Annotated in this window: 18 protein-coding genes; 5 read left to right on the top strand and 13 right to left on the bottom strand. The window is 68.8% G+C overall.

The window, feature by feature from the left end; all coding sequences use genetic code 11:
* Positions 1-11: 11 nt before the first annotated feature.
* The 3 genes from Q5716_RS01930 to Q5716_RS01920 form a co-directional block, all read right to left on the bottom strand.
* Positions 12-1,292 carry a sugar ABC transporter permease gene (locus tag Q5716_RS01930; RefSeq protein WP_305001402.1) on the bottom strand — a complete coding sequence of 427 codons (1,281 nt, stop codon included), beginning with the start codon at positions 1,290-1,292 and terminating at the stop codon, positions 12-14.
* On the bottom strand, positions 1,289-2,041 hold the full coding sequence (locus Q5716_RS01925) for an ATP-binding cassette domain-containing protein (protein WP_305001401.1): 753 nt from the start codon (positions 2,039-2,041) through the stop codon (positions 1,289-1,291). Before Q5716_RS01925 ends, Q5716_RS01930 begins: the two co-directional genes overlap by 4 nt.
* A 139-nt stretch (positions 2,042-2,180) precedes the next feature.
* The gene (locus tag Q5716_RS01920; RefSeq protein WP_305001400.1) at positions 2,181-3,230 is read right to left on the bottom strand and encodes a sugar ABC transporter substrate-binding protein; all 1,050 of its coding nucleotides are present in this window, start codon (positions 3,228-3,230) and stop codon (positions 2,181-2,183) included.
* 303 nt (positions 3,231-3,533) lie between these two features.
* Here Q5716_RS01920 and Q5716_RS01915 point away from each other — a divergent pair, with 303 nt between their 5' ends.
* From Q5716_RS01915 to Q5716_RS01900, 4 genes are all read left to right on the top strand, one after another.
* A complete protein-coding gene (locus Q5716_RS01915) occupies positions 3,534-4,718 on the top strand; it encodes an ROK family transcriptional regulator (RefSeq protein ID WP_305001399.1) in 1,185 nt (394 codons plus the stop codon).
* Between the two features lie 64 nt (positions 4,719-4,782).
* Positions 4,783-5,829: a sugar ABC transporter substrate-binding protein gene (locus Q5716_RS01910; protein WP_434056574.1), complete on the top strand. Its 1,047-nt coding sequence runs from the start codon at positions 4,783-4,785 to the stop codon at positions 5,827-5,829.
* 4 nt (positions 5,830-5,833) lie between these two features.
* Positions 5,834-6,625 (top strand): ATP-binding cassette domain-containing protein, encoded by a 792-nt coding sequence (locus Q5716_RS01905; protein WP_305001397.1) that lies wholly within the window; start codon positions 5,834-5,836, stop codon positions 6,623-6,625.
* The gene (locus tag Q5716_RS01900) at positions 6,622-7,848 is read left to right on the top strand and encodes a sugar ABC transporter permease (protein ID WP_305001396.1); all 1,227 of its coding nucleotides are present in this window, start codon (positions 6,622-6,624) and stop codon (positions 7,846-7,848) included. Before Q5716_RS01905 ends, Q5716_RS01900 begins: the two co-directional genes overlap by 4 nt.
* Before the next feature lie 62 nt (positions 7,849-7,910).
* Here Q5716_RS01900 and mmsB read toward each other — a convergent pair whose 3' ends face one another.
* The 6 genes from mmsB to Q5716_RS01870 all read right to left on the bottom strand — a co-directional run bounded on the left by mmsB (position 7,911) and on the right by Q5716_RS01870 (position 14,616).
* Complete coding sequence (gene mmsB, locus Q5716_RS01895; RefSeq protein WP_305001395.1) at positions 7,911-9,122, bottom strand: multiple monosaccharide ABC transporter permease; 1,212 nt, start codon at positions 9,120-9,122, stop codon at positions 7,911-7,913.
* A 35-nt stretch (positions 9,123-9,157) separates the two neighbouring features.
* Positions 9,158-10,666 (bottom strand): multiple monosaccharide ABC transporter ATP-binding protein, encoded by a 1,509-nt coding sequence (gene mmsA / locus Q5716_RS01890; protein WP_434056601.1) that lies wholly within the window; start codon positions 10,664-10,666, stop codon positions 9,158-9,160.
* 136 nt (positions 10,667-10,802) lie between these two features.
* Complete coding sequence (chvE, locus tag Q5716_RS01885; RefSeq protein ID WP_305002947.1) at positions 10,803-11,912, bottom strand: multiple monosaccharide ABC transporter substrate-binding protein; 1,110 nt, start codon at positions 11,910-11,912, stop codon at positions 10,803-10,805.
* A 118-nt stretch (positions 11,913-12,030) separates the two neighbouring features.
* Entirely contained in the window at positions 12,031-12,741 is a 711-nt protein-coding gene (locus Q5716_RS01880) for an L-ribulose-5-phosphate 4-epimerase (RefSeq protein WP_305001393.1), read from the bottom strand.
* 141 nt (positions 12,742-12,882) lie between these two features.
* Complete coding sequence (locus tag Q5716_RS01875) at positions 12,883-13,914, bottom strand: LacI family DNA-binding transcriptional regulator (RefSeq protein ID WP_305001392.1); 1,032 nt, start codon at positions 13,912-13,914, stop codon at positions 12,883-12,885.
* An 81-nt stretch (positions 13,915-13,995) separates the two neighbouring features.
* Complete coding sequence (locus tag Q5716_RS01870; RefSeq protein WP_305001391.1) at positions 13,996-14,616, bottom strand: TetR/AcrR family transcriptional regulator; 621 nt, start codon at positions 14,614-14,616, stop codon at positions 13,996-13,998.
* A 98-nt stretch (positions 14,617-14,714) separates the two neighbouring features.
* Here Q5716_RS01870 and Q5716_RS01865 point away from each other — a divergent pair, with 98 nt between their 5' ends.
* On the top strand, positions 14,715-16,208 hold the full coding sequence (locus Q5716_RS01865; RefSeq protein ID WP_305001390.1) for an MFS transporter: 1,494 nt from the start codon (positions 14,715-14,717) through the stop codon (positions 16,206-16,208).
* Positions 16,209-16,253: 45 nt separating this feature from the next.
* Here the strand turns inward: Q5716_RS01865 and araA are convergent, their stop codons facing one another.
* The 4 genes from araA to Q5716_RS01845 all read right to left on the bottom strand — a co-directional run bounded on the left by araA (position 16,254) and on the right by Q5716_RS01845 (position 21,283).
* Positions 16,254-17,771: an L-arabinose isomerase gene (araA, locus tag Q5716_RS01860; RefSeq protein WP_305001389.1), complete on the bottom strand. Its 1,518-nt coding sequence runs from the start codon at positions 17,769-17,771 to the stop codon at positions 16,254-16,256.
* A gap of 30 nt (positions 17,772-17,801) precedes the next feature.
* A complete protein-coding gene (locus Q5716_RS01855; RefSeq protein ID WP_305001388.1) occupies positions 17,802-19,409 on the bottom strand; it encodes a xylulokinase in 1,608 nt (535 codons plus the stop codon).
* Complete coding sequence (locus tag Q5716_RS01850) at positions 19,406-20,113, bottom strand: L-ribulose-5-phosphate 4-epimerase (RefSeq protein ID WP_305001387.1); 708 nt, start codon at positions 20,111-20,113, stop codon at positions 19,406-19,408. The genes Q5716_RS01855 and Q5716_RS01850 overlap by 4 nt, the downstream gene beginning before the upstream one ends.
* A gap of 156 nt (positions 20,114-20,269) precedes the next feature.
* Positions 20,270-21,283, bottom strand: coding sequence for a LacI family DNA-binding transcriptional regulator (locus Q5716_RS01845; protein ID WP_305001386.1), 1,014 nt, complete (start codon positions 21,281-21,283; stop codon positions 20,270-20,272).
* Between the last annotated feature and the right edge of the window lie 20 nt (positions 21,284-21,303).

The following is a 21,303-nucleotide window of genomic DNA, read 5'->3' as shown; positions in this document are numbered from 1 at the left end:
GCCCTCGTCGACTACCGGATGAGCGTGCCGCCCGCTCGCTTGCGGGAGAGGGCGTCGATCGTCGCCGCGAGGATGAGCACGCCGCCCGTGACGAGGAAGTTGATTCCCGCCGGGAGGCCGAGCAGTCCGAGGCCGTTCGCGATCACCGCGATCACGAGGGCGCCGATTGCCGCGTGGACGAGCCGGCCACGACCGCCGAAGAGGCTCACGCCGCCGACGACGGCAGCCGCGACACCGCTCAGCACGATCTGGCTTCCCGAGGACGCGGTAACGACGCCGATGCGGCTGGCGTCGAAGAGGCCCGCGACGACGGCGAGCGTCGAGCACACGATGAAGGCGGACATGCGGATGGCCGCCACCTTGATTCCGGCACGTCGTGCCGCCTCGGTGTTGCCGCCGACCGCGTAGAGGTGACGCCCGTAGCGGGTGCGGTCGAGCACGAAGGTACCGATCCAGAGCAGGCCGACGGCGATCGGCACGACGATCGGCACTCCCTCGATCGCATCGTGCGGGATCTCGACTCCGTTGAGCGTGCCGCGGCTCGCTGCGCGGTCGATGCTCATGAACGCGACGAACAGCGCGCCCGCGATCGCGATCGCGACGAGACGGCCCCACATGAGGATGAGCGGGCGGTTCGCCACTCCGGCACGAGTGCGACGGGCGCGGTCCCACAGCGCGATGCCGACGGCGAGCGCGATCGCGACGCCGTAGAGCACCCACCCGACCGGGATCGGGAGGTTCTTGTTCATGATCGCCGCGATCTCGGGAGTCTCGATGCGATACGCGCCACCGGTGCCGATGATCACGAGCTGGAGGCCCTGGAACCCGAGGAACAGGCCGAGGGTCACGACGAACGAGGGGATGCCGACGCGCGCGACGAAGAATCCGATGAACGTTCCGATGGCGAGGCCCGCCGCGAAAGCCGCAGCGAGCGCGAGCAGCCAGGGCACCTGGAAGTTGTGCACGAGCACGACGAAGATCGCCGCCGTCACGCCGGAGGTCACACCGGCGGAGAGGTCGATCTCCCCCAGCAGGATCACGAAGACGAGCGCCATCGCGAGCGTCATGAGCGTCGCGCTCTGCGTGAGGAGGTTGGCGAGGTTGAGCGGCGTGAGGAACGACGAGCTCAGGAAGCTGAACAGGATCGCGAGCACGACGAATCCGCCGATCGCGGGCAGGGCACCCATCTCTCCCTGGCGCACCGTGCGGAAGTAGGCGCTGATCTGATCGCGGGCGGAGCCCTCGTGACCGCTGCCGATCGTCGGGGGCGGCGTGGCCGGGGTCGTGGTCATGCGCGGCTTCCTTCGTAGGTCTTGACACCGGTGATGTAGCCGATGACGTCGTTGTTGTTCGTGTCCTTCGTCTCGAGCTGGGCGACCATGTTGCCGAGGTAGAGCACGCTGATGTAGTCGGCCACCTTGAAGACGTCGACGAGGTTGTGGCTGATGATGATGACGGCGACGCCCGACTCGGCGAGGCGCCGCACGAGGGCGAGCACTTGCTCGGTCTGCGCCACTCCGAGGGCGGCGGTCGGTTCGTCGAGGATGACGAGCTTGGCCTTCTTGAGCACGGAGCGCGCGATCGCAACCGTCTGGCGCTGACCGCCCGACAGCGACGACACCTTCTGCCGCACCGACTTCACGGTCCGAACGGATAGGGACTGCAGTGTCTCGGAGGCCTGGCGCTCCATAACGCCCTCGTCGAGGGTCCCTGCGGCGGTCTCCTCCCGGCCGAGGAACATGTTCTGGACGATGTCGAGGTTCTCGCAGAGCGCGAGGTCCTGGTACACGACCTCGATGCCGAGAGCGGATGCCTCGCGCGGGGTGTGGAGCGCGACGGGCTCCCCCGCGAAGCGCACCTCCCCCGCGTCGAACGGCTGCACTCCGGCGAGCCCCTTGACGAGAGTCGACTTGCCGGCACCGTTGTCACCGACGAGGGCGGTGACCTTGCCGGCGTAGGCGGTGAGGTTGACCCCCTTGAGTACGTCGACAGGGCCGAAGCTCTTGACGACACCCGACAGTTCGATTACAGGCACATCCATGCCGAAGTCCTTTCATCGTCGCGGGCGACGCTGCCCGCGACACCCAGTGTGCCGCGTGTCGGCACGAAGGGGAATCGTTAAGGGAGGGGCCCCGCGTCGGCACGCCGCCGATGCAGGGCCCCTCACTTGCTAGGTGGTGCTACTTGACGCCGTACTGCTCGCACGCCGCCTTGACGGCGTCGGTGCAGATCTCCGCGGCGGTCGCGTTGCCGTCGTCGACGACCTTCTGCACGTCGGACGGGCCGACGAGCGTCGGGGTCACGGCGATGAACGGCGTTCCGTCGTCGAGCTTCTTGTCGACGGACGGGGTCTCGCCCTGGAGCAGCTGGATGGCGAGCTTCGACGCGGCCTCGGCCTCGAGCTGGAACGGCTTGTAGACCGTGGCGGTCTGCTTGCCGAGGAGCACGTTCTGGAGACCGGCGATCGAGGCATCCTGACCGGACACGGGGACCGTCTTGCCGTTCTTGTCGAGGACGGCGATCACCGCGGCGGCGTTGGAGTCGTTGGCGACCCAGACCGCGTCGATGTTGCCGCCGAGGGCGGTGTAGGCCTGCTCGAAGCCGGTGCCGGCCGTGGCCGGGTCCCAGGTTCCGGGGGTCTCGAAGGCGGCCTTGATGCCGGCGGCCTCCATGACGCTCGTGGCGCCCTCGGAGAACATCGCGGCGTTGCCGTCCTTCGGGTCACCGGGCACGTAGACGACCGACGCGGTGGCCGGGTCCTTGCCCGCGGCCGCGAGACCGTCGAGGATCGACTGGCCCTCGAGCTCGCCGACCTTCACGTTGTCGAAGGAGACGTAGTAGTCGGCTCCCGCGATCGGGCGGTCGTAGGCGATGACCGGGATTCCCTGGTCCTTGGCCTTCTGAGCGACCTGCACTCCGGCGCTGTTGTAGTCGACGAGGATCATCACGCCGCAGCCCTCGCTGAGCTGCTGCTCGGCGATGGTCGCGTACTTGGCCTCGTCGCCCTGGGCGTTCTGGATGTCGGACTCGAAGCCGGCGTCGGTGAACGCCTTCTCGAGGGCGGGGCGGTCGCCCGACTCCCAGCGGGGAGACGAGGCGGTGTCGGGAAGGATGATGCAGGCGCGGGCCGCGGCGGAGTCGCCGCCGTCCGCCGGTGCCGAGCATCCCGACAGCAGCAGTGCTGAAGCGGAGGCCGCGACGGCGATTGAGATCCATGAAGACTTCTTCACGTCACTCCCTTTCTGTGGTGTGAGGCGAAACTCCTCGAGTACCACGCTCATCGTCGAGCGGTGGCAGGATGATTGTGCATGAGTTCAAGCTTTGAAGATAGAGCGCCGACGAACTCACAGATAACAAGATGGTAACGGCCCGAAATTCCGGGCGATTATGGGCCTTATGCGGGGTTTGTTTTGACGATCGACAAAAAAGCTGAGACGCATACGCCTCTATTGCTTGAATTCAAACGTTTCAGCACGCCCGGGAAAGGCTCGGCAGGACGAGCGCGACGGGACCGGCGAGTGTATCTTGGCAGGGTGCCGAGCCGCAGCCCCACCCCCGGTTCGCAGACTTCACTGCGCGAAGCCAATCGTGTGCGCATCGTCGAGTCGCTCAAGCACCACGGACACCTCACGCAGGTCGAGCTCGCCGGGTTCACCGGCCTCTCCCCCGCCACCGTCTCCAACATCGTCAAGGAGCTCGCCGCGTCGGGCGTTCTCAACACCTCCGTGACGTCGCGATCGGGCCGGCGCGCCACCGAGGTGACCCTCGCGCGCAACCTCGGCCTCGTCGCGGGGCTCCACTTCTCGAGCCGCCACCTGCGCGTCGCGATCTCCGACGTGAGCAAGACGATCGTCGCCGAGAACCACGTTCCGCTCGCCCTCGACCACCGTCACGACCGCGAGCTCGATCGGGCGACTCTCCTGCTGAGCGACATGCTCGAATCGGTGAACGCCTCCTTCACCGACCTGCTCGGCATCGGCATAGGCCTGCCCGCGCCCGTCGACGCGGCAACCGGCCGGCTTGCGACGGGCGGCCTCCTGCGCGGGTGGGAGCACGTCTCGATCAGCGAGGCGATGGCGCAGCGCGTCAACGTCCCCGTCTTCGTCGATCACGAGGCCAACCTCGGCGGGCTCGCGGAAGCACGCTCGGGGTCTGCCCGCGGCTCTCGGGATGCCGCGTACATCCAAGTCGGCCACACCATCAGCGCGGGGCTCATCATCAACGGCGCCATCTACCGCGGCACGAGCGGCAAGGCCGGCCAGATCGGCCACATCACCATCGACGAGAACGGCCCGATCTGCCGGTGCGGGAGCCGCGGGTGCCTCGACACGCTCGCGGGCGGCCCTGCCCTGCTCGAGCTGTTCCGCGACGACCCGGGCATCCAGCGCCTCCGCGACCTGCTGCTGCGCGCCGAGTCCGGGGATGCCAGCTCCCGCCGCGTCATCGCCGACGCCGGGCGCCACGTCGGCATCGCCGCCGCGAGCCTCTCGAACCTCTTCGACCCGGAGCTGCTCGTCATCGGCGGCGAGCTCGCCCGGGCCGGGGAGACGCTCCTGGCGCCGCTGCGCCACGCCCTCGACCGCTCGGCGCTCGCCGGCCCCCGAGGCGTGCCCATGGTGGTCCAGGGCGAGCTCGGCGACCGCGCCGAGGTCCTCGGCTGCCTGGCCCTGGCGATCGAGAACGTCGGCCTCGGCGCCGACGTCAGGCCGCCCCGATAACGAGTTCCGAGTCCGACACACGCAGTACCCCGACCAGCGGGCACCAACGAAGGTGGAGATCCAGATGATCACGGTGAGACGAGCAGCGCAGGCCGCCCTGTGCGCCGTCGTCGCCGCATCCTGCCTCGTCGGGTGCTCCCCCGACGACGGCTCCATCAAGGTCGCGCTCCTGCTCCCCGACGTCAAGACCGCGCGCTACGAAGCGCTCGACCGGCCGATCTTCACGCAGCGGCTCGAGGAGCTCGGCGACTACTCGGTCCTCTACTCGAACGCCGACCAGGATGCCGCGAAGCAGCAGTCGCAGGCCGAAGCCGCCCTCGCGTCCGGCGTCGAAGTGCTCGTGCTCGATCCCGTCGACTCCGCCGCGGCGGTGAGCATCGTCATCGCCGCGAACGCCCAGGGGGTGCCCGTCATCGCCTACGACCGCATCGTCGACGGCGGCGAACTCGCCTACTACATCTCCTTCGACAACGACACGATCGGCGACCTGCAGGCCCAGGCCCTCGTCGAGCGGCTGGATGACACGGGCGCGACGGGCGGCATCCTCATGGTCAACGGCTCGCCCACCGACAACAACGCGCAGCAGTTCAAGCGGGGCGCCACCGCCGCGCTCGAGGCGAGCGGCTACCCGATCCTCGCCGAGTTCGACACCCCCGACTGGAGCCCCAACCAGGCCCAGGACTGGGTCGCGAGCCAGGTGACGCTGTACGGCGACCGGATCAGCGGCGTCTACGCCGCCAACGACGGCACGGCCGGCGGTGCCATCGCCGCGCTGAAGGCGGCGGGCATCCGGGACTTCCCGGTCGTGACCGGGCAGGATGCCGAGCTCGCCGCCATCCAGCGGATCGTGTCGGGCGACCAGTACATGACCATCTACAAGGACATCCGCGCCGAGGCGGCCCTCGCGGCGGAGATCGTCGACGATCTCGTCGAGGGGCGTCCGGTGACCGGCGAGCTCACGATCGGCGGAACCCCGACGACCCTGCTCGACGCGCAGGTCGTCACCGTCGAGACGGTGCTGAGCTCCGTCGTCGCCGACGGGCTGTACACGGTAGAGCAGATCTGCACAGCAGAGTACGCCGCGGCTTGCGCGGCAGCGAGGATCAGGTGAGCCGATGACGTACTCCACCCAACCGGCCGAGCACCTGCTGTCGCTTCGCGGCATCAGCAAGCGCTTCGGCGCGGTCCGCGCGCTCACCGATGTCGACCTCGACGTGTATGCCGGCGAGGTCGTCGCGATCGTCGGAGACAACGGGGCGGGCAAGTCGACGCTCGTGAAGATCCTCTCCGGCGTGCACCCGCAGGATGCCGGCGAGATCTCGTTCGAGGGCGTGCCCGTCACGATCTCCAACCCGACCGAGGCTCGCGGGCTCGGCATCGAGACGATCTATCAGGACCTGTCGCTGTGCGACAACCTCGACGTCGTCAGCAACCTGTGGCTCGGCCGCGAGCTGCTCACCAACGGCGGCCTCGACGAGGTGGCGATGGAGCAGCAGTCGTGGACGCTCCTGCGCGAGCTCAACGCGCGCATCCCCTCCGTGCGCGTGCCGGTCGCGGCGCTCTCCGGCGGGCAGCGCCAGGTGGTCGCGATCGCGCGCTCGCTCGTCGGCGATCCGAAGGTGGTGATCCTCGACGAACCGACCGCCGCGCTCGGCGTCGCGCAGACGGCGGAGGTGCTGAACCTCATCGAGCGGTTGCGCGAGCGCGGGCTCGGGGTCATCCTGATCAGCCACAACATCGCCGACGTCCAGGCGGTCTCCGACCGCATCGTCGTGCTGCGCCTCGGTCGCAACAACGGCGACCTGCGGGTCGCGGATGTCACGAGCGAGATGATCATCGGCGCGATCACCGGAGCCAGCGATGCCTCCCTCCTGCGCGGCACCCGACCGGCGGCGGTGGCGCGATGACGACGACCGACATCCCGACGATCGCCGACCCGAACGAGTCCGGGGCTCGGGCGGCCGTCCGCGACTTCGTGGCGCGCGCCCGCGGCGGCGACCTCGGCTCGGCCCCCGTTGTCGCCGGCCTCATCGTGATCTGGATCGTCTTCGAGATCTTGAACCCCACGTTCCTGTCGAGCACCAACCTCGTCAACCTCACTATGCAGAGCGCGGCCGTCGGCACGATCGCGCTCGGCGTCGTTCTCGTGCTGCTCATCGGCGAGATCGACCTGTCGGTCGGGTCGGTGAGCGGGCTCGCGTCGGCGGTGCTCGCGGTCGGCTTCGTGGAGCTCGGGATGCCCCTGCCGGTCGTGCTCGTCGCGGCCGTGGCATCCGGCGCTCTCGTCGGCCTGCTGTTCGGCCTCATCCGCACCCGCTTTGGGGTGCCGAGCTTCGTGATCACGCTCGCGGGGCTCCTCGGCGTACTCGGCGTGCAGCTCGCCGTGCTCGGCCGCACCGGGTCGATCAACCTGCCCTTCGAGTCATGGATCGTGCAGTTCGGCACGCAGTGGTTCCTGCCCGCGTGGCTCTCGTACACGCTCGTCGTCGCGGCGGTCGGCAGCTACGCGTGGAGCCAGGTCGTGCTCGCGCGGCGCCGCACCGAGGCGCGCCTGCCCGCGGTGCCGCTGCGGACCATCATCGTGCGGTCCGTGGCGCTGCTCGTGCTGCTCACCGCTGCCGCGTGGTACCTCAACCTCTCGCGCGGCGTCGGAGTGATGTTTGCGCTCTTCCTGCTGCTCGCCGCGCTCACCCAGCTCGCCCTCACCCGAACCCGCTGGGGTCGCTCGGTGTACGCCGTGGGCGGCAACGTCGAGGCGGCCCGGCGGGCGGGCATCCGGGTCAACCGCGTGTACGTCTCCGTCTTCGTGCTGTGCTCGAGCCTCGCCGCCCTCGGCGGAGTCTTCGCGGCGGCCCGGCTCGCGGCGGCGAACCAGTCCAGCGGCGGCGGCGACACCAATCTCAACGCCATCGCGGCCGCGGTCATCGGCGGCACGAGCCTGTTCGGCGGTCGCGGCTCCGCGCTCTCGGCCGTCCTCGGCGTCATCGTCATCATGTCGATCACATCGGGGCTCGCCCTCATCAACCCCGACTCGTCGCTGCGCTACATCATCACCGGCGCGGTGCTCCTGCTCGCAGTGGTCATCGACTCCCTGTCGCGGCGGTCCAGGGCGGCGGCCGGTCGCGCCTGACACACGACGAAGGCCCCGGGATGCTGCATCCCGGGGCCTTCGTCGTGGTGGTGGAGCGCGAGTTACGCGCCGCCCGCCCGGCGCTTGTTGAAGACGTCGAAGGCGACGGCGAAGAGGAGCACGAGGCCCTTCACGGCCTGCTGCCACTCGATGCCGATGCCGAGGATCGACATTCCGTTGTTGAGCACACCGATGATGAGACCACCGATGATGGCGCCGCCGATCGTACCGACACCGCCCTGGACCGCCGCGCCGCCGATGAACGCCGCCGAGATCGCCTCGAGCTCGAAGCCGTCACCGGCCTTCGGTCCGGCGAGGTTGAGTCGCGCCGTGAAGACGAGGCCCGCGAGCGCGGCGAGGAAGCCCATGTTCACGAAGATCCAGAAGTCCACCTGGCGGGTCTTCACGCCCGAGAGCTCGGCCGCGTGGCGGTTGCCGCCGATCGCGTAGATGTGGCGGCCGAAGACGCTGCGGTTGGTGACGATGCCGTAGACCATCACGAGCACGGCGAGGATGATGAGCGTGATCGGGATGCCCTTGAAGCTCGCGAGGGCGTAGGCGAAGGCGAGCACGCCCGCCGTGAGCAGCACGATCTTCGCGACGAACCAGCCCATCGGCTCGACGTCCTGGCCGTAGCTCTGGCGACCCCGACGGGTGCGGACCTGCTGCACGACGAAGCCGATGACGGCAAGGACGCCGACGCCCATGGTGAGCGGGTCTATCGCGAAGTCTCCGAAGACATCCGTCAAGAACCCGTTGCCGAGCGCCCGGTACTGCTCAGGGAACGAACCGATGTTCGCGTTGCCGAGCACCACGAGCGCGAGCCCGCGGAAGATGAGCATGCCCGCGAGCGTCACGATGAACGCAGGTATTCCGATGTAGGCGATCCAGAAGCCCTGCCAGGCCCCCACGAGCGCGCCGATCGCGAGCGAGAGGATGATCGCGAGCCACCACGGCAGCCCCATCTTCACCGCGAACACACCCGACACGGCTCCGATGAAGGCCGCGACCGATCCGACGGAGAGGTCGATGTGGCCTGCGACGATGACCATCACCATGCCGATGGCGAGGATGAGGATGTAGCCGTTCTGGACGATGAGGTTCGAGATGTTCTGCGGCCGCAGCAGGATGCCCTGCGTGAGGATCGAGAACAGCACGACCACCGCGATGAGGGCAATGAAGATGCCGTTCTTGCCGAGGTCGCTGACGATGTGGCTCAGCGTCGACGACGCGCGCGACGCCGCGCCCGGCTGCTTGGTACTGGTGTCCGTCATTGAAGTGTGCTCCTTGTGCGTGGTTCGCCAGCCCGCTAGCGGGGCGTTTCCATGGTCATGAGTTTGAGGAGGGCCTCGGGGTTGGCCTCCTCGATCGGCAGCTCGCCGGTGATCCGTCCCTCCGAGAGCGCGTAGATGCGGTCGCAGATGCCAAGCAGCTCGGGCAGCTCGGACGAGATCACGATGATGCCCTTGCCCTCGGCGGCGAGGCGGTTGATGATCGTGTAGATCTCGTACTTCGCGCCGACGTCGATGCCTCGGGTCGGTTCATCCAGGATCAGCACGTCGGGGTCGGAGTAGATCCACTTCGACAGCACGACCTTCTGCTGGTTGCCGCCCGAGAGCTTGCCCGTCTTGACGAGCACGTTCGGCGCCTTGATGTTGAGCGACTTGCGGTACTCGTTGGCGACCTTGTACTCCTCGTTGTCGTTGACGAGCCCGCCCGTGGCGAGCTTGCTCAGCGAGGCCATCGAGATGTTGCGCTTGATGTCCTCGATGAGGTTGAGGCCGTACTGCTTGCGGTCCTCCGTCGCGTAAGCGAGTCCGTTGCGGATCGCCTCGTCGACGGTGCGGGTGTGGATCTCCTCGCCCGCCTTGAAGACGCGACCCGAAATGCGGGTGCCGTAGCTGCGGCCGAAGAGACTCATCGCGAACTCGGTGCGACCGGCCCCCATGAGGCCGGCGATACCGACGATCTCACCGCGGCGGACGTTGAGGTTGACCTTGTCGACGACGACGCGGTTGACGTCCTGCGGGTGGTGGGCGGTCCAGTCCTCGACGCGCAGGATCTCCTCACCGATGTGCGGCGTGTGATCGGGGTAGCGGTGCTCGAGGTCGCGGCCGACCATGTCCTTGATGATGCGCTCTTCCGTGACGTCCGTCTTGGCGATCGTCTCGATCGTCTTGCCGTCACGGATGATCGTGACCGAATCGGCGATCTTCTTGATCTCGTTGAGCTTGTGGCTGATGATGATCGACGTGATGCCCTGCTCCTTGAGGTGCAGGATCAGGTCGAGCAGGTGATCCGAGTCCTCGTCGTTGAGGGCCGCGGTCGGCTCGTCGAGGATGAGCAGCTTCACTCGCTTCGAGAGCGCCTTGGCGATCTCCACGAGCTGCTGCTTGCCCACGCCGATGTCGAGGATCTTCGTCGTCGGGTTCTCGCGCAGGCCGACTCGGGCGAGGAGCTTCGCGGCCTCGCTGTTCGCCTTGTCCCAGTCGATGAGGCCGAAGCGGCCCTTGACCTCGTTGTTGAGGAAGATGTTCTCGGCGATCGAGAGGTAGGGGCTGAGTGCGAGCTCCTGGTGGATGATCACGATGCCCTTGGCCTCGGAGTCACGGATGTCCTTGAACTCGACGACCTCGTTCTCGAAGACGATGTCGCCCTCGTAGCTGCCGTGCGGGTAGACGCCCGAGAGCACCTTCATGAGGGTGGACTTTCCCGCGCCGTTCTCGCCGCAGATGGCGTGCACCTCGCCGCGCGCCACCTGGAGGGTGACGTCGGAGAGCGCCTTGACGCCGGGGAAGGTCTTCGTGATGGACCGCATCTCGAGGATGTTCTGTGTCACGTCGTGGCCGACTTCCTTGTTGGGACCGTTAGGGGGAGGGTACTGAGGATGCCGGTGGCGGGGAAGATCGGGTTCTCCCCCACCACCGGCTAGGTGGACTCAGAGTCCGGCCTGATTACAGGCCGAGCTCCTCCGCCGTCCAGTAGCCCGTGTCAACGAGCGCGGACTCGACGTTGTCCTTGACGACCGGCACCGGCTGGAGCAGGTACGACGGGACGACCTTCTTGCCGTTGTCGTACGTCTCGGTGTCGTTGATCTCCGGCTCCTCGCCGTTGAGGATCGCGACGGCCATGCCAGCCGCGACCTTCGCGAGCTCGCGAGTGTCCTTGAAGATCGTGGCGTACTGCTCGCCCGCGAGGATGGCCTTGACCGAGTCGATCTCAGCGTCCTGGCCGGAGATGATCGGCCAGCCCTCGCCCACCGTGTAGCCGGCGTCCGTGAGCGCGGAGATGATGCCGCGCGAGATGCCGTCGTAGGGGCTCAGGACCGCGTTGACCTTGCTGCCGTCCGAGTAGTTCGCCGTGAGGAGGTCCTCCATGCGGCTCTGGGCGGTCTCGCCGTCCCAGCGGAGCGTGGCGGCCTGCTCGATGTCGGTCTGACCCGACTTCACGACGAGGGTGCCGTCATCGATCAGCGGCTGGAGCACGTCCATGGCGCCGTTGAAGAAGAAGAAGGCGTTGTTGTCGTCGAGCGAGCCGGCGAACAGCTCGATGTTGAACGGGCCAGCCGGCGCGTCCGCGATCGGGGTGCCGTCGAGCTCGGTCAGGCCGAGGCCGTTGAGCAGGGTCCAGGCCTGCTGCTGGCCGACGAGGAAGTTGTCGAACGTCGCGTAGTAGTCGACGTTCTCCGAGTCGCGGATGAGGCGGTCGTACGCGATGACCGGGATGCCACCGTCAGCGGCCTCCTGCAGCACGCTCGTGAGCGTGGTGCCGTCGATCGCCGCGATGATCAGAGCCTTGGCGCCCTTGGTGATCATGTTCTCGACCTGGCTGACCTGCGTGGGGATGTCGTCCTCGGCGTACTGGAGGTCGACCTGGAAGCCCTGCTCCTCGAGCGTGGCCTTGAGGGCGTCGCCGTCGGCGATCCAGCGCTCCGACGACTTCGTCGGCATGGCGACGCCGATGAGGCCGCCCTCACCGCCGCCGGAACCGCTGTCACCGGCGGGGGCGCAGGCTGCGAGGCCCACGACCATGGCACCGGCCGCAACGAGCGAAAGAAGTGACATCTTCTTCACTGTGTTTCCTTTCGATTGATGGACGTCATTGTCGTTTGTGGTGCAAACCCCGGCCTCGTCCATGAAGGCCGGGTCTCGATCCGGGACGCAGCCCGGCGAGTCTGTGTGGTCACGGCATGGCCCCCTGGGCGGCCTGTCCGTAGACGTTCTGGTAGCGGTCGAAGAGCGAGTCGATGGCGTCCTGCGGGATCGGCAGGAGCGCGCCGCCCTGGCGGGCGAGGTGCACGGTGCGCGCGACATCCTCGACCATGACGGCCGCCTTGACGGCGTCGCGCGCGTTGCGGCCGATCGTGAAGGGGCCGTGGTTCTGCATGAGCACGGCACGCGAGCGGTGGCCGGTGAGGGTCTCGACGATGCCGCGGCCGATCGAGTCGTCCCCGATGATCGCGAACGGGCCCACCGGGATCTCGCCGCCGAACTCGTCGGCCATGGCGGTGATCACGCACGGGATCGCCTCGCCGCGGGCCGCCCACGCGGTTGCGTAGGGCGAGTGGGTGTGCACGACTCCGCCGACGTGCTCCATGTGGCGGTAGACGTAGGCGTGGGCGGCGGTGTCGCTCGACGGCTCGCGGTCGCTGCCGGGGGTGTCGGGGATGACGCGCCCCTCGAGGTCGCAGACGATCATGTTCTCCGGCCGCAGCTCGTCGTAGCTCACTCCCGACGGCTTGATCACGAAGGCGTCCGCACCGGGGACTCGGCCGGACACGTTTCCGCCGGTCCAGACGACGAGTCCGTTGCGGACCAGCTCTGCGTGGAGCGCCGACACCTCGTCACGAGTGCGCGCGATGGCGACCTCGATCTCCGGGCTGAACGCGCTCATGCGACTCCGTTGTCTCAGGTTTCCGACTGATCATGTGACGCAATGTGACCGTTTCACATGACGACCATCAGATTACACGCGAAACGGTCACATCTGTCAAGCGGGCGGCGAATACCGGTCGGTCACGGTTCGGTAACCGGCTTACCGCGGGGCGGCGGTGGACCGGCGCACCACCAGTTCGGGCACGATCTGGGCGTGGTCGACGGTGATGCCCTGGAGCTCCGAGACGAGAAGCGAGACCGCCCGTCGGCCGATCTCCGCGAAATTCTGGCGCACCGTCGTGAGCGGCGGGTAGAAGTGGGCCGCCTCCGGGATGTCGTCGAAGCCGACGACGCTGATGTCGCCCGGGACATCCAGCCCCGAATCCCAGCAGGCATGGATGAAGCCGAGCGCCATCTGGTCGTTGCTCGCGAACAGAGCCGTGAAGTCGCGGAAGCGCAGCAGCTCGAGCCCCGCGTAGTAGCCGAAGTGCGCCGTCCAGTCGCCGAGGATGGGGGCGCGAGTGCGTAGATCCTTCTCGTTGATCGCCTCGAGGTAGCCCTGCATCCTCGCCTCCGCCTCGATCCAGTCCTGCGGGCCCGAGATGTGCATGATCTCGGTGTGGCCGAGCTCGATGAGGTGCCGCGTCGCCATGCGGGCGCCGGCCACCTGGTCGACGGACATCGAGTGCTCGCCGCCGCCGACATCGGCGTTCTGGAGAGTCACGTAGGGCACGCCGAAGTCCATCTCGCGGATGGCGTCGAGCACGCGCACTTGCGGCGCGATAACGACGAGCGCCTCGACCGCTTGCGTCAGGAGGTAGTCGAGGGCGCTGCGGATGGCGGTGTAGTCGGTCGACGAGATGCTCGTCACCGTGATGCGGTAGCCCGCCTCGCGCGCCGCGACCTCGATCGCGGAGACGCTCGTCGATGGCCCGTAGTTGACGGTCTGCGTCGTCAGCACGCCGATGGTTCGCGATCGACTCGTGACGAGGGCTCGCGCGGCCTGATTGGGGCGGTAGCCGATCTCCTGGATGACATCGAGAACGCGCTGCTTCGTCGACTCGCGGATGCTGGGGTGCTCGTTGAGGACGCGCGAGACTGTCTGGTACGAGACCCCCGCGAGGCGGGCGACGTCACGGATGTTCGGCGCGCGGACCTTCTCTGGCTCCATGTGGCTCGTCCCGCGCTCCATTGCTCGTGTGTACGTTCACATTCATTATGGCCCGTCGGGGGCGCAGAGCCGACATCCGGCCTGCGGGACCCGACGCCGGAGTCAGCTCGGGCGAACGCCGGCGGCAGGCAGCACGACGGTGTCGATCGTCGAGATCATGAACTCTCGCGTCACCGGCTTCTGCAGCAGAAGGGTTCGGTAGGCGACGATCGCCGGAGCGATGCCGATGAGCGTCTCGATGTCCACGTCGGCGGAGATCTCGCCGCGGTCGACCGCGCGCTGGAAGATGATGCGGTTGAGCGCCGCCCGGGGCTCGACCAGTGCGTCCCGCGCGGCATCCGCGAGCTCGGGGTTGCGGGCGATCATGGACACGATGCCCGCCATCACCTTGAGCTTGCGTTCGGCATCCCGCAGAGTCGGCGCCTTGATCATGGCGATGAGGTCACCGCGCAGGGTGCCGGTGTCGGGCAGGCTCTGCGGGTCGAGGGTCGTCGCCTTCATGCACGCGACGGCATCGAGCACGAGCTCCGGCTTCGACGGCCACCTCCGGTAGAGCGTCGCCTTGCCCGCCTTCGCGCGCGCGGCGACCATGTCGATGGTCATGCCGTCGTAGCCGTGCTCGGCCAGCACGTCGAGCGTGGCATCGAGGATCTCCGGATCGCGGGAGTCGTCGCGCTTGCGACCGAGCCGAGGCTTGGAGTCGGTGAGTTCCGCCTGCCGCATCGCCGCGCCCCTTCCTGCTCCGTCGTCAACATTACCAGCGCATTAATTCCTGTACCGATGATATCCGGAACTATTGAGTTCCGTATATAGTGTCCAGCATGTCTGAAACCATCATCCCCGCGGTGGACAACCGCCGCTGGCTCACGCTGGTCGTCGTGGGGCTCGCCCAGCTCATGGTCGTGCTCGACGCGACCGTCGTGAACATCGCCCTGCCGTCCGCGCAGGCCGACCTCGGATTCTCCGACGGCGACCGCCAGTGGATCATCACCGCCTACTCCCTGGCCTTCGGCAGCCTCCTGCTGCTCGGCGGGCGGCTCTCCGACCTCATCGGCCGCAAGCGCACCTTCATCATCGGCCTCATCGGATTCGCGATCGCCTCCGCCCTCGGCGGAGCCGCCGGCTCCTTCGAGCTGCTCGTCGCGGCCCGCGCGCTTCAAGGCGTCTTCGGCGCGCTCCTCGCACCGACCGCCCTCGCCGTGCTCACGACGACGTTCACCGTGCCGAAGGAGCGCGCCCGAGCGTTCGGCGTCTTCGGCGCCATCGCCGGAGCCGGGGGCGCCGTGGGCCTCCTGCTCGGCGGGGTGCTGACCGAGTCCCTCGACTGGCGCTGGAACCTCTACATCAACGTCGTCATCGCCGCCGTCGCGCTCGTCGGCGCGCTCGTGTTCGTTCCCACCATCGCGCGCAGCGGCGATCGCCCCCGCCTCGACATCCCGGGCACGCTGCTCGTCTCGGCGGCGCTGTTCGCCCTCGTCTTCGGGTTCTCGCACGCCGAGACCGACGGCTGGGATGCTCCCCTCACGTGGGGGATGCTCGCCGGCTCGGGCGTGCTACTCGTCGCGTTCGTGCTGTGGCAGCTGCGGGCATCCCACCCGCTCCTTCCGCTGGCGATCGTGCTCGACCGCAACCGCGGCGCCGCGTACCTGTCCGTGCTCATCGCGGGTGCCGGGATGTTCGGCATCTTCCTGTTCGTCACCTACTACCTGCAGGCGACGCTCGGCTACTCGCCCATCCAGACCGGCCTCGCCTTCCTGCCCATGATCGGGATGCTCGTGCTCGCCGCCCAGATCGGGACGAACTTCCTCGTGCCGCGCCTCGGCCCCAAGATCATGGTTCCCGCGGGCATGATCCTCGGCGTCATCGCCATGGTGCTGCTCACGCGACTCGACGAGTCGAGCAGCTACGCGCCGAACGTACTCATCCCGCTCATGATCATGGGCACCGCGATGGGCACGATGATGCCCGCCTCGATGCAGACCGCCACGCTCGGGGTCGACCGCCAGTTCGCCGGAGTCGCCTCCGCGATGGTCAACACGAGCCAGCAGGTCGGCGGATCGATCGGCACCGCGCTGCTCAACACGCTCGCCGCGACGGCCGCGACCGACTACCTCGCCGCCCACGCACCGGTGACCGCCGAGGTCGCGACGAAGGCCGCCCTCGCGAGCTACGCGACCGCGTACTGGTGGGGCGCCGGGTTCTTCGCCGTGGGTGCCGTCATGTCGGCGCTGCTCTTCCGTCGGCGCGGCGACGGGCTGTCGCTGTCGCACGCGCCCCGGGCGGCGGATGACGCGGAGCCGGTGCTCGCGCACTGAGGTGGACGGGGCTGGTCGGCACGAGCCGGCCAGCCCCTTCCGTTGCTAGATGCCCTGGGCGAGGCGGTAGTACGCCGCGTTCCACTTGACCTCGCGCTGGAAGTCGCGCAGGGTCGTGTCCTCGTCGATGACGAGCAGCTCGAGGCCGCCGATCTCGGCGAAGTCGCGGAACACGTCCACGCCGACCGCGGTCGACATGACGGTGTGGTGCGCCGCTCCCGCGGTGAGCCAGGCCGCGGCGGAGGTCGCGAAGTCCGGGGCCGGCTTCCAGACGGCCCGCCCGACGGGAAGCTTGGGCATCGGAGCATCCAGGGGCACATTCTCGACGACGTTGGCGACGAGGCGGAACCGGTCGCGCATGTCGCTCATCGCGACGACGACCGCGGGGCCGCTGTCGGCGGTGAAGACCAGGCGCACCGGGTCCTCCTTGCCGCCGATGCCGAGCGGGTGGATCTCGAGGCTCGGCTTCGAGGTCGTGAGCGACGGGCTCACCTCGAGCATGTGCGCGCCGAGGATCTTCTCCTCCCCCGGCGTGAGGTGGTACGTGTAGTCCTCCATGAGGGATGCCCCACCCGGCAGCCCCGCGCCCATGACGTTGGCGACGCGCACGAGCACGGCCGTCTTCCAGTCACCCTCAGCGCCGAAGCCGTAGCCGTCGGCCATGAGGCGCTGCACGGCGAGGCCGGGCAGCTGGCGCAGGGCGCCGAGGTCCTCGAAACTCGTGGTGAAAGCGGAGAACCCGCCAGCTTCGAGGAAGCTCCGCAGGCCCAGCTCGATGGCCGCACCGTAGCGGAGGGAGTCGTGGCGCTCGCCGCCCTTCTTCAGTTCGGGGACGACGTCGTAGGTCTCCTCGTACACGGCGACGAGGTCGTCGACGTCCGACTCGGACGCCGCGTGCACGGCGTCGGCGAGCTCGTTGACGCCCCACGTGTTTACCTGCACGCCGAGGCGGATCTCCGCCTCCGTCTTGTCGCCCTCGGTGACGGCGACGAAGCGCATGTTGTCACCGAAGCGCGCGAGCTTCATGTTCTGCGCGGCATCCCACCCGGCGGCGGCGCGCGACCAGTCGGAGATCTGCTTGATCACCGCGGGGTTGCTGACGTGGCCGACGACCGTCTTGCGGGCGACGTTCATGCGGCTGAGGATGTACGCGTGCTCGCGGTCGCCGTGCGCGGCCTGGTTCAGGTTCATGAAGTCGAAGTCGATCTCCTCCCACGGCAGTGCGACGTTCGCCTGGGTGTGCAGGTGCAGCAGGGGCTTCTCGAGCACGGAGAGCCCGTGGATCCACATCTTCGACGGGCTGAAGGTGTGCGCCCACGTGATGACGCCGATGACGCTGTCGTCGGAGTTCGCGTCGAGCACGGCGCGACGGATCGCGTCGCTCGACTTGAGCACGGGCATCCACTCGACGGTGACGGGGATGTCGCTCGACTCCTGCAGCACGCGGGCGACGGCCTGCGACTGCTCGGCGACCTGGCGGAGGGTCTCCTCGCCGTAGAGGTCCTGGCTGCCCGTGAGGAAGCGGACCGTCTTGGTCTTCAGGTCGGGGATGATGCTGGCCATGCTGGTGTCCTTTGTTTACAGTGCTTCTGCTTACAGTGCGGCTGCGGCGGCGCGCTCGATGGCGAGGCCCGCGCGGTATCGGTCGAGGTAGGCGGCGAAGCCGGCGACGTCGTCGGGATACGGCTCGATGACGTGGAGGCTCGCGCCGCGGAAGACATGGTCGCGCAGGTACTCCGCGAGGGTGGTCGTCTCTCCTGAGGCGCGGTAGGCGGCCAGCACGGCGACGCCCCACGCCCCGCCCTCGGACGCGGTGTCGGCGACGGAGACGGGGGCGCCGAGCGCCGCGGCGAGGAACCGCTGGGCGACTCCCGCGGTGCGGAAGATGCCTCCGTGCGCGAACATGCGGTCGAGGGCGACGCCCTCGTCGTCGAGCACCGTCATGCCGAGGCTGAGGGTCGCGAACACGCCGTAGAGCTGGGCGCGCATGAAGTTCGCGAGAGTGAAGCGGCTCTCGTCCGTGCGCACGACGAGCGGGCGCCCCTCCTCGAGTCCCGCGATCGGTTCCCCGGAGAGCTGGTTGTAGGCGAACACCCCGCCCGCGTCGGCCTCGCCCTCGAGCGCCTCCGTGAAGAGGGCCCGGTAGGCGGCATCCGCGTCGAGATCGGCCCCGGCCGCGGCAGCGAACCGCCGGAAGAGCGACACCCACGCGGCGAGCTCGCTCGCGCCGTTGTTGCAGTGCACCATCGCCACCGGGTCGCCCGCCGGGGTCGTCACGAGGTCGAGCTCCTCGTGGACGTTCTGCAGCGGCCTCTCGAGCACGACCATCGCGAAGATGCTCGTGCCGGCGCTCACGTTGCCGGCGCGCGGCGCGACCGAGTTCGTCGCGACCATTCCGGTGCCCGCGTCGCCCTCGGGCGGACAGAGCGGGATGCCCGCACCCAATGCGCCGGTCGGGTCGAGCAGTCGCGCACCCTCCTCGGTGAGCGAGCCTGCCTCCGCCCCCGCGGGGAGCACGCGCGGCAGCAGCTCGGCGACCGGACGCTGGATGCCCCGGCCCGCCACGAGCTCGTCGAGGCGGGCGAGCATCCCGGGGTCGTAGCCGCGGGTCGCGTCGTCGATCGGGAACATTCCGGACGCGTCGCCGATACCGAGCACCTTCTCGCCGGTGAGGCGCCAGTGCACGTAACCGGCGAGGGTGGTGACGAAGCGGATGCTCGGCACGTGGGCCTCGGAGTCGACGACCGCCTGGTACAGGTGGGCCACCGACCAGCGCAGCGGGATGTTCACTCCGAACTCGCGAGTGAGCTCGGTTGCCGCCGGACCGGTGTTCGTGTTGCGCCACGTGCGGAACGGCACGAGAAGTTGGTCGGCGTCGTCGAAGGCGAGGTAGCCGTGCATCATCGCGGAGACGCCGATCGCGCCGATCGTCTCGAGCGGGGTCCCGTGCCGGCGCTGGACGTCGGCGGCGAGGGCGGCGAACGCCGCCTGCAGCCCCGACCACACGTCGTCGAGCGAGTACGTCCACAGCCCGTCGACGAGCTGGTTCTCCCACTCGAACTCGCCGACCGCGAGGACGACCGACGGGTCGTCACCGATCAGGCACGCCTTGATGCGCGTCGAGCCGAGCTCGATGCCGAGGCTCGTGCGGCCGTCGCGGATCCAGGCCGCGGTCGTGGAGGTGTCGGGTGCGGCGTTCATCGGCGCTCGTCCTCACTCTGTCCGTAGACGTTCTGGTAGCGGTCGAAGAGGCGGTCGATGGCCTCCTGGGGAATGGGGATGAGCGGTCCGGCCTCGCGGGCGAGGTGCACGGTGCGCGCGACATCCTCGACCATGACGGCGGCCTTCACGGCGTCGCGCGCGGAGACGCCGATCGTGAAGGGGCCGTGGTTTTGCATGAGCACGGCGCGCGAGCGGTGACCGGCGAGGGTCTCGACGATGCCACGGCCGATCGAGTCATCCCCGATGATCGCGAACGGACCGACGGGGATGGGTCCGCCGAACTCGTCCGCCATCGCGGTGATGACGCACGGGATCTCCTCGCCGCGAGCGGCCCACGCGGTCGCGAAGGTGGAGTGGGTGTGCACGACGCCGCCGACCGTCGGCATGTGCCGGTAGACGTAGGCGTGGGCGGCGGTGTCGCTCGACGGGCTGCGGTCGCTTCCCTCGGTGCCGGGGATGACGTCGCCGTCGAGATCGCACAGGATCATGTTCTCGGGGGCGAGGTCGTCGTAGCTCACGCCCGACGGCTTGATGACGAAGAGGTCGGCGCCCGGGACGCGGCCGGACACGTTGCCCCCGGTCCAGACGATGAGGTTATTGCGGACGAGCTCCCCGTGCAGTTCGGCGACGTCGCGGCGGGTCTCGGCGATGGCGGCCTCGACGGCGAGGCTGAAGGTGCTCACGGGGGTTGATGTTACCGGTCACACTGCGTCGGAGCAAGCGCCGGGCATCCTGATACTCGGGGCGGCGGACCGCGCGGGTTCTATCTGCGGTTTTCGGCGCAATCCGAGTGCCTCGGCGTGCGGATCGCGCCGAGAGGGGCGGACTGGCGGGATGCCCTACGCCGAGCGCGGGGGTGCCGTCGAGGCGCGCACGACCAGCTCCGGCTCGATGAGCGATCGGGACGGGACATCCCCGCCCTCGAGCCCGGCGAGCAGGGCATCCACGGCGAGCGACCCGAGCGCGCGGAAGTCCTGGCGCACTGTCGTGAGGGGCGGCAGGAAGTGGCGCGCGTCCGGCAGGTCGTCGAAGCCGATGACGCTCACGTCGTCGGGAACCCGGATGCCCGACTCGTGCAGCGCGTGCACGAGCCCGAGCGCCATCTGGTCGTTCGCCGCGAACACCGCCGTGAAGTCCGGCCGACCGCCGAGCGAGCGCCCGAAGGCGTAGCCCGAGTCGGAGGTCCAGTCCCCCACGACGACCGGTCGGATCGGGATGCCGGAGCGCTCGAGGTGCTCGGCGTACTCGCGGTCGCGCGCGCGGGCATCCAGCCAGTCCAGCGGGCCGGCGAGGTGCAGGATGCTGCGGTGCCCGAGCTCCACGAGGTGCTCGAGCGCGAGGCGCGTGCCGAGGCGCTGATCCACCGCGACCGTGTACAGCCCGGCCTCGGGCTCGGACGCGACGACGAGGGTCGGCACGGCGTCGGCGGTCGCGCGCAGCAGCTCGAGGGACTCGGAGCGCGGGGTGATGAGGCAGAGGGCGTCGACGCCGATCGCGCGCAGGGTGGCGATCGCGTCGTCCGCGGTAACCGTGCGGTCGACGGTGATCGTGGAGACGGTGTAGCCGCGCTCGTGGGCGGCGTCCTCGATCGCGCGCACGGTGCTGCCCGGCCCGAATTCGACGACGCTCTCAACGATGACGCCGAGCCGGTTGGACCGCCGCGTCGCGAGGGCGCGAGCGGCGCTGTTCGGCCGGTAGTCGAGCTCGCGGATCGCCTCGAGCACCCGCTCACGCGTGGCGGGCGCGATACTCGGGTGCCCGTTGAGCACCCGCGAGACGGTCATGTGCGAGACGCCGGCGCGCGCGGCGACCTGGCGGATGTTCGCCTGCGGGCTGCCGGGGGCCGTGCTCATGCCTCCCGACACTAGCCCAC

This window comes from Antiquaquibacter soli (genome assembly GCF_030580675.1).
GTDB classification, from domain to species: Bacteria; Actinomycetota; Actinomycetes; order Actinomycetales; family Microbacteriaceae; genus Rhodoglobus; species Rhodoglobus soli.
This window is presented reverse-complemented; position numbering and strand designations above follow the sequence as displayed.

Excerpts from the sequence above, each read along its gene's own strand:
- Q5716_RS01870 (WP_305001391.1), bottom strand. The coding sequence starts at position 14,616 with ATGCGGCAGGCGGAACTCACCGACTCCAAGCCTCGGCTCGGTCGCAAG.
- Q5716_RS01865 (WP_305001390.1), top strand. The coding sequence starts at position 14,715 with ATGTCTGAAACCATCATCCCCGCGGTGGACAACCGCCGCTGGCTCACG.
- Q5716_RS01905 (WP_305001397.1), top strand. The coding sequence starts at position 5,834 with ATGACGTACTCCACCCAACCGGCCGAGCACCTGCTGTCGCTTCGCGGC.
- Q5716_RS01910 (WP_434056574.1), top strand. The coding sequence starts at position 4,783 with ATGATCACGGTGAGACGAGCAGCGCAGGCCGCCCTGTGCGCCGTCGTC.
- Q5716_RS01880 (WP_305001393.1), bottom strand. The coding sequence starts at position 12,741 with ATGAGCGCGTTCAGCCCGGAGATCGAGGTCGCCATCGCGCGCACTCGT.
- Q5716_RS01900 (WP_305001396.1), top strand. The coding sequence starts at position 6,622 with ATGACGACGACCGACATCCCGACGATCGCCGACCCGAACGAGTCCGGG.
- mmsA (WP_434056601.1), bottom strand. The coding sequence starts at position 10,666 with ATGCGGTCCATCACGAAGACCTTCCCCGGCGTCAAGGCGCTCTCCGAC.
- chvE (WP_305002947.1), bottom strand. The coding sequence starts at position 11,912 with ATGTCACTTCTTTCGCTCGTTGCGGCCGGTGCCATGGTCGTGGGCCTC.
- Q5716_RS01875 (WP_305001392.1), bottom strand. The coding sequence starts at position 13,914 with ATGGAGCGCGGGACGAGCCACATGGAGCCAGAGAAGGTCCGCGCGCCG.
- Q5716_RS01845 (WP_305001386.1), bottom strand. The coding sequence starts at position 21,283 with ATGAGCACGGCCCCCGGCAGCCCGCAGGCGAACATCCGCCAGGTCGCC.
- Q5716_RS01930 (WP_305001402.1), bottom strand. The coding sequence starts at position 1,292 with ATGACCACGACCCCGGCCACGCCGCCCCCGACGATCGGCAGCGGTCAC.
- mmsB (WP_305001395.1), bottom strand. The coding sequence starts at position 9,122 with ATGACGGACACCAGTACCAAGCAGCCGGGCGCGGCGTCGCGCGCGTCG.
- araA (WP_305001389.1), bottom strand. The coding sequence starts at position 17,771 with ATGGCCAGCATCATCCCCGACCTGAAGACCAAGACGGTCCGCTTCCTC.
- Q5716_RS01855 (WP_305001388.1), bottom strand. The coding sequence starts at position 19,409 with ATGAACGCCGCACCCGACACCTCCACGACCGCGGCCTGGATCCGCGAC.
- Q5716_RS01925 (WP_305001401.1), bottom strand. The coding sequence starts at position 2,041 with ATGGATGTGCCTGTAATCGAACTGTCGGGTGTCGTCAAGAGCTTCGGC.